Source organism: Peterkaempfera podocarpi (genome assembly GCF_042466665.1).
Classification (GTDB): Bacteria; Actinomycetota; Actinomycetes; order Streptomycetales; family Streptomycetaceae; genus Peterkaempfera; species Peterkaempfera podocarpi.
In genome coordinates this window covers 6,140,474-6,156,434 of sequence record NZ_CP162102.1, presented here as the reverse complement: position 1 = coordinate 6,156,434, position 15,961 = coordinate 6,140,474, and the positions used below count along the sequence as shown (strand labels likewise).

Here is a 15,961-nt window from a genome sequence, read left to right as displayed (position 1 = left end):
CCGGGCCGCACACCGCCGCACACCGGCAGGTCATCCCTGAGATGTACCCCGGCTGCATCGCAGGGCGCGGTGACCTGCGGGGCGAATCAACCCGGCGGCGCTCGCGACACCCCCGGGCGGTCCCTAGCGTGGAAGAGGCAACCAGCATCCGGCCACGAGGACCCCCCATGATCGAAGCCGTCGGCCTGACCAAGCGATACGGCCCCAGGACCGCCGTCGAGGACCTCAGCTTCAGCGTGCGCCCCGGCATCGTGACCGGGTTCCTCGGTCCCAACGGCGCCGGCAAGTCCACCACCATGCGCATGCTGCTCGGTCTTGACGCCCCCACCGCGGGCCATGCCACCGTCAACGGCCGCAGATACGCCGAGCACCGTGCCCCGCTGCACGAGGTGGGCGCGATGCTGGAGGCCCGCGCGGTGCACACCGGCCGCAGCGCCTTCAACCACCTGCTGGCGCTGGCCGCCACCCATGGCATCCCGCGCCGCCGGGTGGAGGAGGTGATCGAGACCGTCGGGTTGCGGGAGGTGGCCCGCAGACGGGCCGGCGGCTTCTCGCTCGGCATGGGGCAGCGGCTGGGCATCGCCTCGGCGCTGCTCGGCGACCCGGCCACGCTGATCCTCGACGAGCCGGTCAACGGGCTCGACCCCGAGGGCATCCTGTGGATCCGCAATCTGCTCAAGTCACTGGCCGCGGAGGGCCGGACCGTGCTGGTCTCCTCGCATCTGATGAGCGAGATGGCCCTCACCGCCGAGCATCTGATCGTGATCGGCCGCGGACGGCTGATCGCCGACACCTCCGTCACCGAGTTCACCCGGCGGGCGTCACGCGGCGGCACGGTCCGGGTACGCACCCCCGACTCGGTGCGCCTCGGCGAGCTCCTCGGCGCCCTGCCCGGGGTGGTGGCCACCCCCGGGGACGACGTCCGGGTGCTGCTGGTCGAGGGAGCCGACAGCGAGCAGGTCGGCCGGCTGGCCGCCGAGCACTCGCTGGTGCTCTTCGAGCTGACCCCGCAGCAGGCGTCGCTGGAGGAGGCGTTCATGGAGATCACCAGGGACGCCGTGGAGTACGAGGCCGTCGCGGCCGCCCCCGTCCTGATCGAGGAGCCCACCGCATGAGCGCCGCCGCCGTCACCGCCCCCGCCGGCCCCGGAGGCTCGAGCGGGCCGGCCGAGGGCCGGGTCACCCTGCTCCGGGTGGTGCACTCGGAGTGGATCAAGTTCCGTACGCTGCGCTCCAGTTGGCTGACGCTGCTGGCCGCCGCCGTGCTCACGGTGGCGCTGGGCACGCTCTTCTGCTGGGCGACGGTCAGCCACTGGGACCGGCTGCCCGCCGGGGAACGGGCCCACTTCACCCCGGCGGAGCACAGCCTGCGCGGCTATCTGCCGGCGCAGCTCGCCATCGGGGTGCTGGGGGTGCTGGTGGTCAGCGGTGAGTACTCCACCGGCATGATCCGCGCCTCGCTGTCGGCCGTGCCCAGGCGGCTGCCGGTGCTCTGGGCCAAGGCCGCCGTCTTCGGTGCTGTCACCTGGGTGGTCGCGACGGCCTCCGCGGTGACCGCCTTCCTGGTCGGCCAGTCGGTGCTGGCTGCAAAGCACGCGGACACCACCCTCTCCGCCCCCGGGGTCACCCGGGCGGTCCTCGGCGCGGGCCTCTACCTCACGGTGGTGGGGCTGCTGGCCGTCGGCCTGGGCTCGCTGATCCGCAGCACCGCGGGCGGTATCGCCACCGTCTTCGGCCTGCTGCTGGTGGTCCCCGGCCTGGCGGAGGCGCTCCCCAGCAACTGGCACGACGCCATCGCGCCCTATCTGCCCAGCAACGCCGGCCAGGCGCTGGCCGTGGTGCACCAGGCCCCGGGCGACCTCGCCCCCTGGACCGGCTTCGCGGTGCTGTGCTGCTACGCCGCGGCAGCGCTCGCCGGTGCCGCCGTTGCTCTGAGGCGACGGGACGCGTGACCGCCGGACCCGCATACGACAATGGCCCGGTGGACTCCATAGCCGGCCGGACCCTCCCGGCCACCCCCGGGCGGCCCCCCGTCGCCCCGGGGTCCGCCCCGCTGCTCAGCCGCTGGGCCGCAGCAGCGGGTCGGCTGCGGCTGCGGGTGCTCGACGAGCGCTACCCGACCGCGGTGGACCTCGCCTGCGCCCTGGGCCTGCTGGCGCTCACCGCCGCACCCCAGCACAGGTCGCTGGCCGCCCACCCCGGGATGCTGCTGCTCCAGTTGGGGCTGGTGCTACCGCTGGGCCTGCGCCGCCGGGCGCCGTACGCGGTCTTCGGGGTGACGGCCGCCGTCGCCTTCGTCCAGTGGCTCACCACCCGTGGCATGCCCGCGGACGTGGCGGTGCTGTTCGCCCTCTACACCGTCGCCGCGCACTGCCCGCGCCGCCGCACCCTGACCGCCTATGCGGTGGCCGAGCTGGGGGTGCTGCTGGTGGTGCTGCGGTGGGTGCCGAGTCCTCCGTACCGGGACCCGCTGGAGGCCGGCGCCAGGGTCTTTGTGCTGCTCTCCGGGACCACGCTGGCCGCCCTGGTGCTGGGGCTGAACGTCCGCGCCCGGCGGGCCCAGCTGGCGGCCCTGCACCAGCGCGCCCGCGAACTGGAGCGCCAGCGCGACCAGCAGGCCGCCCTGGCGGTGGCCGAGGAGCGCTCCCGGATCGCCCGCGAGATGCATGACATCGTCACCCACAATCTGTCGGTGATGGTCGCCCTCGCCGACGGGGCCGTCTACGCCAACCCCCATGCCCCGCAGCAGGCGACGGCCGCGATGCGGCAGTCCGCCGAGACCGGGCGGCAGGCGCTCACCGACATGCGGCGCTTCCTCGGTGTGCTGCGCGCCGACGAGCCGGACGCGCTGCGGCATCCGCAGCCCGGCCTCGGGCAGCTGACCGCGCTGGTCGCCCAGGTGGAGGCGGCGGGTCTGCCGACCGGGCTGACCCTGGACGGCGCCCCGGCGGCGGTGCCGCCGTCGGCGCAGCTCACCGTCTACCGGCTGGTCCAGGAGTCGCTGACCAACACGCTCAAGCACGCCGCGCCCGGAGCCCGTGCACGGGTCCGGGTGCACTGCTCGCCCACCGCCGTGGAGTTGTCGGTGGAGGACGACGGGCGCCCGCTGCGGGCCGTGAATCCGCGTTCCGGCCAGGGGGTGACAGGGATGCGGGAACGCGCCGCGGCGTACGGTGGTGAGCTGCACGCAGGGCCGCTGCCCGGGGGCGGCTGGCGGGTCGCGGTCGCGCTGGACCTCGGCCCCCGGCCCGCCGACCCCGAGGAGCTGACCTCCGGATGACCCTCCGTGTGCTGCTGGTCGACGATCAGCCGCTGCTGCGTGTCGCCTTCACCCTGATCATCGACTCCCAGCCGGATCTCGAAGTGGCGGGCGAGGCCGAGGACGGTGCCCAGGCCGTCCGGCTCGCCGCCGAGCGGAAGGCCGACGTCGTACTGATGGACGTCAGGATGCCCGGTATGGACGGCATCGAGGCCACCCAGCAGATCGTGGAGAGCTGCCCGGACACCAAGGTGATCATCCTGACCACCTTCGACCTCGACGAGTACGCCTTCGCCGGACTGCGTGCCGGGGCTTCCGGCTTTCTGCTCAAGAACGCCCAGCCCGATGAGCTCCTCGACGCCATCCGCCTGGTCGCGGCGGGCGACGCGGTGGTGGCACCGCGGATCACCCGGCGGCTGCTCGACACCTTCGCCGCCCAGCTCCCGGTGGACGGCGGCCGGCGCCCGGCCGAGCAGGCGGTGCAGGCGCTGACCGCCCGTGAGCGCAGCGTTCTGCTGCAGGTGGCCAGGGGGCTCTCCAATGCGGAGATCGCCGCGGAGCTGTGTCTGGCCGAGGCGACGGTGAAGACCCATGTCAGCCGGGTGCTGCTCAAGCTGGGGCTGCGCGACCGGGTGCAGGCGGTGGTCTTCGCCTATGAGAACCGTCTGGTGCTGCCCACCTGAGCCGGCGCGCACCGGCCCGGCCGGGGACGGGACCGGTCGCTGCCGGCCCGCCCCCCGGGCGGGCCGGCAGCGACCGGAGCACGGTCAGCGTCCGACCGCGTAGCCCTGCATACCGCGGGCGTTGGCGGCCGCCGACAGCACCCCGGTCTCCGGGTTGCGGGCGACGGCGCACAGACGGCCCTCCGACCAGGGGTCGGCGACGGTGACGCGGTGGCCGCGGCGGCGCAGTTCCGCGATGGCCTCGGCGCCGATGCGCTCCTCGACGACCAGGCTGCCCGGCCGCATGGCGCGCGGATAGAAGGAGCCGGGGAAGGCGTCGGTGTGCCAGCTGGGGGCGTCAACGGCGCCCTGGAGGTCCCAGCCGCCGCGTACCGCCGGACGCAGCGCGGCGGCCAGGAAGAAGTTCAGGCTCCACTGGTCCTGCTGGTCGCCGCCGGGCGTGCCGAAGGCCAGCACCGGCTCACCGTCCCGCAGGGCCAGCGACGGGGTGAGGGTGGTGCGGGGGCGGCGTCCGGGGGTGAGGGAGTTGGGCAGACCGGGCTCCAGCCAGGTCATCTGCAGCCGGGTGCCGAGGGGGAAGCCCAGTTCGGGGATGACCGGGTTGGACTGGAGCCAGCCGCCGCTGGGGGTGGCGGAGACCATGTTGCCCCAGCGGTCCACCACATCCAGGTGGCAGGTGTCGCCGCGGGTGCGGCCGTCGCGGGCGACGGTGGGCTCGCCGGCACCCGAGGGCAGCGTGCCCATGGCGTCGAAGCGGTCCTCGCCGGTGTCGGCCGCGGCGGTGAGGACATGGGCGGGCAGCCGGGGTGTGCGGCCGTCGGGCGAGCCGGGGCGCAGTTCCAGGCTGGCCTGTTCGGTGATCAGGGCGCGCCGCTCGTCGCTGTAGCGCTTGGACAGCAGCGCCTCCACGGGCACCTCGGCGGCGTCGCCGTACCAGGCCTCGCGGTCGGCCATGGCCAGCTTGGTGCCCTCGACCAGGGTGTGGACGTATCCGGCGGTGCCGTAGCGGGTGGCGTCCTCGGTGCCGAAGTCGTCCGGGAGCAGGGCGAGCTGCTGGAGGAAGGCCGGGCCCTGGCTCCACGGTCCGGCCTTGCACACCGTCCAGCCGTTCCAGTCGTGGGTCACCGGCTCCTCGTAGGAGGCGCTCCAGCCGGCGAGGTCGTCGCCGGTGAGGGTGCCTCGGTGGCGTTCACCGGAGGTGTCCATGGCGGGTCGGGCGGCGGCGCGGACCATCGCCTCGGCGACAAAGCCCTCGCGCCAGACGCGGCGGGCCGCGTCGATCTGGGTCTCACGGCCGGGGCCCGCGGCCTCCGCCTCGGCGATGACCCGCCGCCAGGTGGCGGCCAGTGCGGGGTTGCGCAGCAGTTCGCCGCCCCTGGGGGCGCGGCCGCCGGGCAGGTAGAGCTCGGCGGAGCTGGTCCACTCGTTCTCGAAGAGCTCGCGGACCGCCTCCACGGTGGCGCCGATCCGCTCCACGGCGGGATGGCCCGTCTCGGCGTAGTGGACGGCGTAGGAGAGGACCTCGCCGACGGTGCGGGTGCCGTGGTCGCGCAGCAGCAGCATCCAGGCGTCGAAGGCGCCGGGGACGGCGGCGGCCAGCGGCCCGGTGCCGGGGACCAGGTCCAGGCCGAGCGAGGTGTAGTGCTCGACCGTCGCCCCGGCGGGGGCCGGGCCCTGTCCGCAGAGCACGGTCGGGCGGCCCCCGGCCGGGGCGAGGATGATCGGCACCTCCCCCGCCGGTCCATTGAGGTGCGGCTCGACCACATGCAGCACAAAACCGGCCGCGACGGCGGCGTCGAAGGCGTTGCCGCCGCCCTCGAGGACCGCCGCCGCGCACTGCGAGGCGAGCCAGTGGGTGGACGACACCATGCCGAAGGTGCCCTGCAGGGTGGGCCGGGTGGTGAACATGTGCGGGGCTCCTGGGGAGGGTCGGTTCGGGCGGGCGCCGTGGGCTCAGCTGTCGGCGGCGAGGTGGCAGGAGACCTGCCGGGTGGTCCCGGGCAGCGTACGGAGCTCCGGGACCTCGGTCCGGCAGCGGTTCACGGCGACCGGGCAGCGGGTGTTGAAGCGGCAGCCGGGGGGCGGCGCCGCGGGGCTGGGCAGGTCGCCGGAGAGCACGATCCGCTCGCGGCCGCGCTGGGCCGCCGGGTCGGGGAGCGGGGCGGCGGACAGCAGGGCCTGGGTGTAGGGGTGCCGGGGGTCGGCGAAGAGGTCCGCGGTGTCGGCGAGTTCGACGATCTGCCCGAGGTACATCACCGCGATCCGGTTGGCGAGGAACTCCACAGCGGCCAGGTCGTGGGTGATGAACAGGCAGCCGAAGCCCCGGTCGCGCTGGAGGTCGGCGAGCAGGTTGAGGATGGCCGCCTGGACGGAGACGTCCAGAGCGGAGGTGGGTTCGTCGGCGATCAGCAGGTCGGGGTCGACGGAGAGGGCACGGGCGATGGAGACGCGCTGGCGCTGTCCGCCGGAGAGCTCGTGCGGGCGTCGGTCGGCGAAGTCGGGCCGCAGGCCGACCTGCTGGAGCAGCCGGGTGACCCGTGCCTCCAGCTCCGCGCCGGCGGCCAGCCGGTGCAGCCGCAGCGGTTCGGCGATCAGGTCGCCGACGGTCATCCGGGGGTCGAGGGAGGAGGACGGGTCCTGGAAGACCAGGTGGAAATCCTTGCGCAGCGGGCGGAGCCGGCGGGCGCTCAGCCGGGTGATGTCGGTGCCGTTGACCCGTACGGTGCCCGAGGTGGGGGTGTCCAGGCGCACGGCGCAGCGGCCGACGGTGGACTTGCCGCTGCCGGACTCGCCGACCAGGCCCAGCACCTCGCCCCGGCGGACGGTCAGGGTGACGCCGTCGGCGGCGCGGACGGTGCCCTGGGCGTGGGGGTAGTGCCGGGTGAGATCGGTGATCTCCAGGGCCGGCGGGGCTTCGGAGGCTGCGGTCGCGGTCATCGGGTGGCCTCCGAGGGTGCGGGGGCGGCGGCGGCGAGGGGACGCCAGCAGGCCGCGGCGTGGGCGGCGGTGTCCAGGACGGGTCGCAGTGTGGTGCAGCGCTCCTCGGCCCGGTCGCAGCGCGGGGCGAAGGTGCAGGCGTCGGGGGACTCGGTGAGCCGGGGGACGACTCCGGGGATCTCCCGCAGCCGCCCGCCCTCAGGCCGGGTGCCGGGGCGGAGCACGGCGTCGAGCAGCCCCCGGGTGTAGGGGTGGCGGGGCTCGGCGAAGACCTCGTCCACGGTGCCCTGTTCGACGGCGCGTCCGGCGTACATCACCAGCACCCGGTCGGCGATGTCGGCGACCACCCCGAGGTCGTGGGTGATCAGCACGATGGCGGTGCCGAGCTGTTCGCGGAGGTTGCGCAGCACATCCAGGATGCCCGCCTGGACGGTGACGTCCAGGGCGGTGGTGGGCTCGTCGGCGATCAGCACCCGGGGGTCGCAGGCCACCGCGATGGCGATCATCACCCGCTGCCGCATACCGCCGGAGAGCTGGTGCGGGTACTCGTCGACGCGGCGGTCGGGGGCGGGGATGCCGACGAGGCCGAGCAGTTCGACGGCGCGGGCGCGGGCCTGACCGCGGTTCATGCCCTGGTGGCGGCGGAGCACCTCGGAGATCTGCCGGCCGATGGTGAGGACCGGGTTGAGCGAGGTCATCGGCTCCTGGAAGATCATCGCGATCTCCTTGCCGCGGACCGAGCCCAGGGTCCTCTCGTCCGCGCCGAGCAGCTCACGGGTGCCGCCCTTGCCGTCCGCGAACCTGATGGACCCGGTGGTGTGCGCGGCGGACGGCAGCAGCCCGAGCACCGCCATGGAGGTGACGGACTTCCCGCAGCCGGACTCGCCGACCACCGCCAGCACCTCGCCGGGCGCCAGCTCGTAGGAGACCCCGTCCACGGCCTGCACGGAGCTGTACCGGGAGCGGAAGGAGACGGTGAGGCCGTCGACGGTCAGCACCGGTTCCGGGCCGCCGGTTCGGGTGGGGGTCATGCGGTGCCTCCGCGGGGGTCGAGGACGTCGCGCAGTCCGTCGCCGAGCAGGTTGAACGCCAGGGTGGCGGCGACGATGACCAGCCCGGGGAAGACGGCCATCCAAGGCGCCTGGGCGATGAAGGACTGGGCGCTGGAGAGCATCACACCGAGCGAGGGCGACGGCGGCTGGACGCCGAGGCCGAGGAAGCTCAACAGGGCCTCGCCGAGGATGGCGCCGGGGATGCCCACGGTGGCCTGCACGATCAGCGCCGAGGCGGCGTTGGGCAGGATCCGGCGGAAGAGCACGGTGCCGTCGCCGCCGCCGTTGGCGATGGTTGCCGCAACGTAGTCCAGATGCCTCAGCCGCAGGGTCTCGGCGCGGGTGATCCGGACGACCGCGGGGACCTGGGCGACGCCGATGGCGATGGTGGCGTTGAGCAGCGAGGGGCCGAGCACCGCCGCGAGGCCGACGGCCAGCACCAGGAAGGGGAAGGCCAGCATGGTGTCGGTGAGCCGGGAGACCACGGTGTCGGCGAGCCGGCCGTAGTAGCCGGCGACCAGGCCCAGCGGCACCCCGGCCACAAAGGCCAGCACCACGGCGAGCAGGCCGACCTGCATGGAGGCCCGCACCCCGTAGATCACCCGGGCGAGCTGGTCGCGGCCCAGGTCGTCGGTGCCCAGCCAGTGGGCGAGGGACGGCGGGGAGAGCACCCGGTCGAAGTCGGGCAGGGTGGGGTCGTACGGGGTGATCAGCGGCGCGGCCAGCGCCACGGCGACCAGCACCACGGCGATCACCAGGCCGGTGAGGGCCAGCGGGCTGCGGACCAGGCTGTGCAGCCTGCCGGGGCGGCGGGCCGCGGGCGTGGCGGGCACGGACTGCTGCGCGGGGGTGGCGGTGGCCGTGCTCATGCGGCGCCTCCGATCCGGATGCGGGGGTCGATCGCCGAGTACAGGACGTCGACGAGCAGGTTGACCAGGATGTACGCGGTGGCGGTGCAGAGCACGACGCCCTGGATGGTCGCGTAGTCGCGGTTGGTGACGGCGTCCAGGGTGAGCTTGCCGAAGCCCGGCAGGACGAAGATCTGCTCGGTGACCACCGCGCCGGAGATCAGCTGGCCCAGCTGGAGGCCGAGCACGGTGGTGACGGTGATCAGGCTGTTGCGCAGGGCGTGGCCGTACACCACCTGGCGGCGGGCGAGGCCCTTGGCGCGGGCCGTGCGGACGTAGTCGGCGGAGAGCGACTCCAGCATGGAGGAGCGGGTCTGCCGCATCACCACGGCGGCCATGCCGGAGCCCAGCACCAGGGCCGGCAGCACCATGCGGTGCAGGTTGTCCAGCGGGTCCGCAGCGATCGGCACAAACCCGGAGGCCGCGAAGAGCGGGATCGCGACGGCGAAGGCGAGCACCAGGACGATGCCGAGCCAGAAGGACGGCACGGACAGGCCCAGCAGCGCGACGGCGTTGGCCAGCCACTCGGTGGGCCGTCCGCGGCGGACCGCCGCGGCCACCCCGGCGCCGATCCCGATCAGGGTCGCCAGCAGCAGGCTCAGCAGCGCCAGTTCGACCGTCACGGGGGCGGCGGAGAGGATGGAGTGGGTCACCGACATGCCGGTCCGGGAGGAGGTGCCGAAGTTCCCGGTGACGGCGTTGCTGACGAACTTCCAGTACTGGACGGGCAGGCTCTGGTCGAAGCCGTACTGGTGCCGGATGGCGGCGACCAGCTTGGGGTCCGGGGTCTCACCGGCCATGGCCAGCGCGGGGTCGCCGGGCAGTGCCCGGACGCCCAGGAAGACCACGACGCTCACCAGGACGAGCGTCACCAGGGACTGCCCGGCGCGGCGCAGCAGGTAGGGGATCATGCGACATACCCCGCATCTCCGACTCGGATCAGGCCGTCGCCGAAGACCTTGAGGCCGGCGACGTCCTTGCTGGCCACCACGTAGTTCTTCTGCCGGTAGAGGTAGATCAGCGAGTGCAGGTCGCCGATCCGCTGGACCAGCTGCTGGTACACGCCCTTGCGGGCCTGCGGGTCGGAGGTGGTGCGGCCCTCGTCGATCAGCCTGTCGATGGCCGGGTCGGAGATGCCGTAGGTGTTCAGCGGGGCCGCGGTCTTGACGAACGAGGAGATGTTGCCGTCCGGGTCCAGCCGGCCCGACCAACCGCTGAGGTAGGCGTCGTAGTGGCCGTTGTTGGTGTCGGTGAGCATGGAGGTGTACTCCATGGGCCGCAGCGTCACATCGAAGCCGGCCTCCTTGGCCATGGCCTGGATGACCTGGCCGATGCGGCTGTCCTCCGGGGACGTGGAGATCTTCAGCTCGACATGGACAGGGGTGCTGACACCGGCCTCCTTCAGCAGCTGCCTGGCCTTGGCGACGTCGCGGCCGGGGCAGGTGGCCGGGCCGGCGGTCAGCGCGGCGGCCGGGGAGATCGGACCGCAGGCGGTGGCGTACATGCCCTGGTAGACGACCTTGTTGATGGTGTCGCGGTCCAGCGAGAGCTCAAAGGCCTCACGCACCCGGACGTCGTGGGCGAAGGGGCCGTCGAGCTTGCCCGGGGGCTTGCCGACGCCCTGGGTGTTGCCCATGTTGAGGCCGAGGCCCTGGTAGCCGAGCGAGGGCGAGTCGAAGAGCTGCAGAGCGGACTCGGTGAGGGCGCTGCGTACGTCCACGGGCGCCATCTGGTCGCCGACCTGGACGTCGCCGGAGCGCAGGTTGGCGAGGCGCACCGAGCCGTCGGTGATGGTCTTGAAGACCACCTTGTCCAGGTGCACGGAACCGGCCGCGTAGTAGTTCGGGTCGCGGGCCAGCACCACGCGGTCGCCGGCGACGCGCTCGACGAACCTGAAGGGTCCCACGCACGAAGGGTGGTTGGTGAAGTCGGTGCCGTACTTGGTCAGCGCGGTCGGCGACATCACCATGCCGGCCCGGTCGGCGAGCACGCTGACCAGCGGGACATAGGGCTGCGCCAGGTGCAGCCGCACCGTGTGCGGGTCGACGGCCTCGGCGCTGGTGAGCGGGCCCAGCTCGGTCGACCGCGCGGAACCCGGCATGTTCTTGTCGCGCATCAGGGAGGTGACGACGGCCTGGGCGTCCAGCGGGGTGCCGTCGCTGAACTTCGCCCCGGTGCGGACCGGGATGGTGACGGTGCGTCCGTCCGCGGAGGTCTGCGGCAGCGCGGTGGCCAGCTGCGGCACGACCTGGTTGTCGGCGTCGACGTCGTAGAGCTTCTCGCACATCGCCGAGAAGAGCGTGCGGGAGACCAGGGTGGTCGACAGCGACGGGTCGAGCTTGTCGGGGTCGGACTTGATGGCGACGGTGAGGGTGCCGCCGTTGCGGACGGGGCGGTCGTCGGTCATCCGTACCGCGCCGACCTCGGTGGTCGAGGTGTTCAGCGAGGCGCACGCGGAGAGCGGCAGCAGCGCGACCGGCAGCAGGGCTGCTGTCCAGCGGCGCATGGGGTGGCACCTCTCGGAGCGGGCTCGGGCCTGGGGACGGGGCCGGGTCGGGGATTCCGCGACACTATGAGCCGGTCCGCGGTCGGACAAGAAGCTGTCCGGATTCCGGACATCCGATGCGTTCCGCGCCACCGGGGCACCGAACCGCGCCCATCTTCCGGCCTCGGCACGGGCGCGGCCGAGCCAGGCCCGGCGGCGCCCGGATCCGGGCGACCAGAGGGATATATGCACAGGTCAGATGCCTTCCTTCAGAGCCGGCGACAATCCGGTACGGCGCCTGGGGGCACCTGGTGCCCTCAGGTGGTCTTCATGGACTGCGATCACAGTCATCGGATCTGCTTGGACGACCAGAGGTCCGGATTCCGGTACTCCGGCTGACGGGAGGCGCCGGTCAGGCGCCGCTCGCCACGGGCTGGGGCTCCGGCCGCTGCGGCTCCGGGGCCCGCGCCCAGCGCCTGGCGAGGGCCGCACACACCATCAGCTGCATCTGGTGGAACAGCATCAGCGGCAGCACCATCAACCCGACCGTGGCGGCCGGGAAGATCACGCTGGCCATCGGCAGCCCGCTGGCCAGGCTCTTCTTGGAACCGGCGAAGACCATCGCGATCCGGTCCTCCCGGCCGAAACCGAGCCGGCGGGAGACCGTGGAGGTCACCGCCAGCACCACCGCCAGCAGCGCCGCCTCGACCACCAGCAGGCCGAGCAGCCGCGGAACGGGCATGTCATGCCAGATCCCCGCCACCACGCCCTCGCTGAAGGCGGTGTACACCACCAGCAGGATCGACCCCCGGTCCACCAGGCCCAGCACCTTGCGGTGCCGGGTGACCCAGGCGCCGATCCAGTGACGCAGCACCTGCCCGGCGACAAAGGGCAGCAGCAGCTGCTCCCCGATGGACAGCAGCGAGTCCGCGGAGAAGCCGCCCCCCGCCGTGCCCAGCAGCCAGGCCGCCGTCAGCGGGGTCACCAGCACACCGAGGAGGTTGGAGAAGGAGCCCGCGCAGACCGCGGCCGGCACATTCCCCCCGGCGATGGAGGTGAAGGTGATGGAGGACTGCACGGTGGACGGCAACAGACACAGAAAGAGCAGCCCGGTGGCCGTCTGGGAGCCCAGGAGCCATCCTGCGGCGGGCCGCAGCACCAGCCCGAGCAGCGGGAACAGGACGAAGGTGAAGAGCAGCACCAGCAGGTGCAGCCGCCAGTGCCGGATGCCCTCCCAGGCGTCGCGGGTGGACATCCGGGCGCCGTACAGGAAGAACAGCACTCCGACCGCCACGGTGGTGGCGTCTCCGGCCGTGTCCGCGGCGCTGCCCTTGGCCGGGAGCAGCGTCGCCAGCAGCACGGTGCCCAGGAGCGCCGCGATGTAGGGATCCACCTTCGGAAGGCGAAGGGGCCGGAGACGGCTGGCGAACGGGCGGGGCATGGATGGGTCCTTAGTGCTGGTGGTGCGAATGCCGAGATCCTGTCCTATGGGGCGGCCATGCGGAAACACGGTGGCCGCTCTGATTGTGATCACAGAACGCGATAGCGTTCTCGGCATGTTCGACCCAGTGCAACTCAGGAGCTTCCTCGCCGTCACCGAGGCCATGAGCTTCACCCGCGCCGCGGAGCGGCTGGGACTGCGGCAGTCCACGGTCAGTCAGCACGTCCGGAAGCTGGAGGAGGCGGCCGGCCGGGTGCTGCTGCTGCGCGACACCCACTCGGTCGCGCTCACCGAGCACGGGGAGGCGATGCTCGGGTTCGCCAGGGCGATCCTCGATGTGCAGGAGCGGGCCGTCGGCCACTTCGCGCGCTCCAGCCTGCGCGGCCGGCTGCGCTTCGGCGTCTCCGAGGACGTGGTGCTGAGCGAGCTGCCCGCCGTGCTGCGGGCGTTCCGCCGCCGCCATCCGTATGTGGACCTGGAACTCACCGTCGAGTTGAGCGCCACTCTGCAGCAGCGGCTGGCGGCGGGGCGACTCGATCTGGTGCTGGCCAAGCGGCTCGTCGGAGAGGCCCACGGCCGTCTGGTGCGGCAGGACCGGCTGATCTGGGTGGGCGGGCCCGGCGCGGAGCCGGACACGGACGGCACCGTCCCGCTGGTGGTCTATCCCAAGCCGAGCATCACCCGGGAACGCGCCATGGCGGCACTGCAGCGCGACGGCCGGCGGTGGCGGATCGCCTGCACCTCCGGCAGCCTCACCGGGGTGCGGGCCGCGGCACTCGCCGGTCTGGGGGTCTTCGCGCACGCGGAGGGGCTGGTGCCGATCGGGCTGGCGCCGGTCGGCCCGCACTGGGGGCTGCCGGACCTGGGCGGAGTCGACTTCGTCCTGCTGGGCGGCAAGGGCGCGGACGGCGAGGCGGCCCGGGCCCTCGCCTCGGCCATCGTCGCCGACAGCGGCCGGCTGCACCGCTCGGGCGCCCTGGAGAGCTGAACCCGGGGCGCCGGGTGCGGCGGCGCACACGGGCCACGGCGGATCCGCGTCCCACCGCGACGGCCGGCGGCCGGTCCGTCACCACAGGTCCGGGGGATCCGGCTGCCGCAGATGGAGCCGGCGGTCATCCCGCCGGGACAGCGATGACCGCTCGCCGCCGGGCGGTTGCCGTGTGCGTTCGACCCGCGGTGGCGCGGCCGTACCCCAGCCGGATCCCGGCCGGGCCGGTCACACGGCCTGCACGATCGCCGCACCGACACCACCGAGGACCAGGGCGAAGGCGGCGGCGCGCAGCCCTCCGCACCGCCAGGGGAAGAGCCGGTCGAGGGCATAGCGGCCGGGCCCGATCGCTGTGACCGCCAGTGCCACCACGGCCACGCACAGCGGCAGTTCCAGTCCGCCGTCGACGTCCCAGAGCCCATGGACCGAGGTCGTCACCATCGCGTTGATCATGACGCCGACCAGGGCCGCGGCAGCCAGCGGAGTGAGCAGGCCGACCGCCAGCCCCAGACCGCCGAGGACCTCCGAGACCCCGGCGCATCCGGCGAAGAACTCACCCGGCCGGTAGCCCTGGGACGCGAACCATTTGCCGGTGCCGGAGATCCCCGAACCGCCGAAGAGACCGAAGAGCTTCTGCGCGCCGTGGCCTGCCAGCAGAAGCCCCACGGTCAGCCGCAGGGCGAGGACGCCGATGTCGACGCCGGGTGGGGAGTGCAGCCGGTCGATCGGGACGGGCGCCTCCGACCGCCGTTCGCTGAGCATTCTCATCATGTCGTGCCTCTTCCCGCTCCGGCGGCCGGTGCGGGCTCCGTGGCGGGCACCGGGAGCCGATGCGCTCGGGTGGAAGGCCTTCCAGGGGGCGCCGTGTACGCGGAAGGGGGCTTGCCGGGCCCGGATCCTTCCGGCGAGGCGTTCCACCCCCTACTGCGATGGTGCGCCCCGCGGCGGGACATGCCCAAGGCCCGGAACCTGCGATGCTCCGCAGCCCCGGACCCGCCGGATCCGGTCCGCGACGGTGGTCCGCGACGGTGGTCCGCGAGGTGGCGCCGACTCCGTCGGCACGGCGGCGGCGTGCCGGATGCCGGGCCATGACCTGCTGCCGATGGTGTCCATGGCCGGCTGCGGGCTCACCGGTCCGTCGCCGGGTCGGTCTGCCGCCGGGTCAGCGGCTCCCACCAGGAGCGGTTCTCCCGGTACCAGGCGACGGTCTCGGCCAGTCCGGACGCGAAGTCCCGCCGGGGGCGGTAGCCGAGCTCCTCGGTGATCTTCCGGCAGTCGACGGAGTAGCGGTGGTCGTGGCCGGGGCGGTCCGCCACCCGCTCCACCATGCTCCAGTCGGCACCGCACTCGGCCAGGATCATCCCGGTCAGCTCCCTGTTGCTGAGCTCCGTGCCACCACCGATGTTGTAGACCTCCCCGGACCGGCCGCGGGTGCGGACCAGTTCGATGCCCTGGACGTGGTCGTCGATGTGCAGCCAGTCCCTGATCTGCGACCCGTCGCCGTACAGCGGGACCCTGCGGCCCTGGAGGAGGTTGGTGACGAACAGCGGCACGATCTTCTCGGGGAAATGGTGGTGGCCGTAGTTGTTGGAACACCGGGTGATGCGCACATCCAGCCCGTGGGTGCGGTGATATGCCAAGGCGATGAGGTCCGCCGCGGCCTTGGAGGCCGCATAGGGCGAATTGGGCCGCAGCGGGTCCTCCTCGGGCCACGAGCCTGAGTCGATCGACCCGTACACCTCGTCGGTGGAAATATGGACGAACGTCCTTCCGCCGTGCCGCAGGGCCGCGTCCAGCAGCGTCTGGGTGCCCAGCACATTGGTCCTGACGAATTCCCCCGCGGCCAGGATGGAGCGGTCGACATGCGACTCGGCCGCGAAGTGCACCACCTGGTCGTGGCCGGCGACCAGCCGGTCCACCAGCTGCTGGTCACAGATGTCCCCGCGGACGAAGGAGAACCGCGGGTCGTCCCGTACCGCATCGAGATTGGCCGGGTTGCCGGCGTAGGTGAGCCTGTCGAGCACCGTCAGCCGCGGGACACCGGCCGGGCCCTGCGCACCGAGGAGCGTCCGCACGTAGTGCGATCCGATGAACCCGGCGCCACCGGTCACCAGAATCCGCGCGGACGGGGGAGGAGTATTCATTGCGCACCTTGCTGAGTCGACTGAAGCCGCCTCCCATGAATATCCGCAAAATCCGTTCCCAGCCA

Annotated in this window: 14 protein-coding genes; 5 read left to right on the top strand and 9 right to left on the bottom strand. The window is 73.0% G+C overall.

What is annotated here, in order from left to right:
- Window positions 1-167: 167 nt before the first annotated feature.
- Genes AB0761_RS26980 through AB0761_RS26965 form a run of 4 tightly spaced genes read left to right on the top strand, consistent with a single transcriptional unit; the run spans window position 168 to window position 3,941 of the window.
- Complete coding sequence (locus tag AB0761_RS26980; RefSeq protein WP_377271719.1) at window positions 168-1,115, top strand: ABC transporter ATP-binding protein; 948 nt, start codon at window positions 168-170, stop codon at window positions 1,113-1,115.
- On the top strand, window positions 1,112-1,951 hold the full coding sequence (locus tag AB0761_RS26975) for an ABC transporter permease (protein ID WP_377271718.1): 840 nt from the start codon (window positions 1,112-1,114) through the stop codon (window positions 1,949-1,951). The genes AB0761_RS26980 and AB0761_RS26975 overlap by 4 nt, the downstream gene beginning before the upstream one ends.
- A gap of 29 nt (window positions 1,952-1,980) precedes the next feature.
- Window positions 1,981-3,279 carry a sensor histidine kinase gene (locus AB0761_RS26970; RefSeq protein ID WP_377271717.1) on the top strand — a complete coding sequence of 433 codons (1,299 nt, stop codon included), beginning with the start codon at window positions 1,981-1,983 and terminating at the stop codon, window positions 3,277-3,279.
- Window positions 3,276-3,941, top strand: coding sequence for a response regulator (locus tag AB0761_RS26965; protein WP_377271716.1), 666 nt, complete (start codon window positions 3,276-3,278; stop codon window positions 3,939-3,941). Before AB0761_RS26970 ends, AB0761_RS26965 begins: the two co-directional genes overlap by 4 nt.
- Window positions 3,942-4,025: 84 nt before the next feature.
- On the opposite strand, the gene AB0761_RS26960 is transcribed toward AB0761_RS26965, so the two are convergent.
- The 7 genes from AB0761_RS26960 to AB0761_RS26930 all read right to left on the bottom strand — a co-directional run bounded on the left by AB0761_RS26960 (window position 4,026) and on the right by AB0761_RS26930 (window position 12,764).
- On the bottom strand, window positions 4,026-5,849 hold the full coding sequence (locus AB0761_RS26960) for a gamma-glutamyltransferase family protein (RefSeq protein ID WP_377271715.1): 1,824 nt from the start codon (window positions 5,847-5,849) through the stop codon (window positions 4,026-4,028).
- Window positions 5,850-5,894: 45 nt separating this feature from the next.
- Window positions 5,895-6,878 (bottom strand): ABC transporter ATP-binding protein, encoded by a 984-nt coding sequence (locus AB0761_RS26955; protein WP_377271714.1) that lies wholly within the window; start codon window positions 6,876-6,878, stop codon window positions 5,895-5,897.
- The gene (locus AB0761_RS26950) at window positions 6,875-7,909 is read right to left on the bottom strand and encodes an ABC transporter ATP-binding protein (RefSeq protein WP_377271713.1); all 1,035 of its coding nucleotides are present in this window, start codon (window positions 7,907-7,909) and stop codon (window positions 6,875-6,877) included. The genes AB0761_RS26955 and AB0761_RS26950 overlap by 4 nt, the downstream gene beginning before the upstream one ends.
- Window positions 7,906-8,799: an ABC transporter permease gene (locus tag AB0761_RS26945; RefSeq protein WP_377271712.1), complete on the bottom strand. Its 894-nt coding sequence runs from the start codon at window positions 8,797-8,799 to the stop codon at window positions 7,906-7,908. Before AB0761_RS26945 ends, AB0761_RS26950 begins: the two co-directional genes overlap by 4 nt.
- Window positions 8,796-9,749: an ABC transporter permease gene (locus AB0761_RS26940; protein ID WP_377271711.1), complete on the bottom strand. Its 954-nt coding sequence runs from the start codon at window positions 9,747-9,749 to the stop codon at window positions 8,796-8,798. Before AB0761_RS26940 ends, AB0761_RS26945 begins: the two co-directional genes overlap by 4 nt.
- Window positions 9,746-11,344 (bottom strand): ABC transporter substrate-binding protein, encoded by a 1,599-nt coding sequence (locus AB0761_RS26935; RefSeq protein ID WP_377271710.1) that lies wholly within the window; start codon window positions 11,342-11,344, stop codon window positions 9,746-9,748. Before AB0761_RS26935 ends, AB0761_RS26940 begins: the two co-directional genes overlap by 4 nt.
- Before the next feature lie 391 nt (window positions 11,345-11,735).
- Window positions 11,736-12,764 carry a bile acid:sodium symporter family protein gene (locus AB0761_RS26930; RefSeq protein WP_377271709.1) on the bottom strand — a complete coding sequence of 343 codons (1,029 nt, stop codon included), beginning with the start codon at window positions 12,762-12,764 and terminating at the stop codon, window positions 11,736-11,738.
- 115 nt (window positions 12,765-12,879) lie between these two features.
- Here AB0761_RS26930 and AB0761_RS26925 point away from each other — a divergent pair, with 115 nt between their 5' ends.
- Window positions 12,880-13,752, top strand: coding sequence for a LysR substrate-binding domain-containing protein (locus AB0761_RS26925; RefSeq protein ID WP_377271708.1), 873 nt, complete (start codon window positions 12,880-12,882; stop codon window positions 13,750-13,752).
- Window positions 13,753-13,980: 228 nt separating this feature from the next.
- On the opposite strand, the gene AB0761_RS26920 is transcribed toward AB0761_RS26925, so the two are convergent.
- Window positions 13,981-14,520: a DoxX family protein gene (locus tag AB0761_RS26920; RefSeq protein ID WP_377274344.1), complete on the bottom strand. Its 540-nt coding sequence runs from the start codon at window positions 14,518-14,520 to the stop codon at window positions 13,981-13,983.
- Between the two features lie 359 nt (window positions 14,521-14,879).
- On the bottom strand, window positions 14,880-15,896 hold the full coding sequence (rfbB, locus tag AB0761_RS26915; protein WP_377271707.1) for a dTDP-glucose 4,6-dehydratase: 1,017 nt from the start codon (window positions 15,894-15,896) through the stop codon (window positions 14,880-14,882).
- Window positions 15,897-15,961: the final 65 nt, after the last annotated feature.

Coding starts and splice junctions, on each gene's coding strand:
- AB0761_RS26980 (WP_377271719.1), top strand. CDS start 168: ATGATCGAAGCCGTCGGCCTGACCAAGCGATACGGCCCCAGGACCGCC.
- AB0761_RS26940 (WP_377271711.1), bottom strand. CDS start 9,749: ATGATCCCCTACCTGCTGCGCCGCGCCGGGCAGTCCCTGGTGACGCTC.
- AB0761_RS26950 (WP_377271713.1), bottom strand. CDS start 7,909: ATGACCCCCACCCGAACCGGCGGCCCGGAACCGGTGCTGACCGTCGAC.
- AB0761_RS26965 (WP_377271716.1), top strand. CDS start 3,276: ATGACCCTCCGTGTGCTGCTGGTCGACGATCAGCCGCTGCTGCGTGTC.
- AB0761_RS26920 (WP_377274344.1), bottom strand. CDS start 14,520: ATGAGAATGCTCAGCGAACGGCGGTCGGAGGCGCCCGTCCCGATCGAC.
- AB0761_RS26960 (WP_377271715.1), bottom strand. CDS start 5,849: ATGTTCACCACCCGGCCCACCCTGCAGGGCACCTTCGGCATGGTGTCG.
- AB0761_RS26930 (WP_377271709.1), bottom strand. CDS start 12,764: ATGCCCCGCCCGTTCGCCAGCCGTCTCCGGCCCCTTCGCCTTCCGAAG.
- AB0761_RS26955 (WP_377271714.1), bottom strand. CDS start 6,878: ATGACCGCGACCGCAGCCTCCGAAGCCCCGCCGGCCCTGGAGATCACC.
- AB0761_RS26925 (WP_377271708.1), top strand. CDS start 12,880: ATGTTCGACCCAGTGCAACTCAGGAGCTTCCTCGCCGTCACCGAGGCC.
- AB0761_RS26975 (WP_377271718.1), top strand. CDS start 1,112: ATGAGCGCCGCCGCCGTCACCGCCCCCGCCGGCCCCGGAGGCTCGAGC.
- AB0761_RS26935 (WP_377271710.1), bottom strand. CDS start 11,344: ATGCGCCGCTGGACAGCAGCCCTGCTGCCGGTCGCGCTGCTGCCGCTC.
- rfbB (WP_377271707.1), bottom strand. CDS start 15,896: ATGAATACTCCTCCCCCGTCCGCGCGGATTCTGGTGACCGGTGGCGCC.
- AB0761_RS26945 (WP_377271712.1), bottom strand. CDS start 8,799: ATGAGCACGGCCACCGCCACCCCCGCGCAGCAGTCCGTGCCCGCCACG.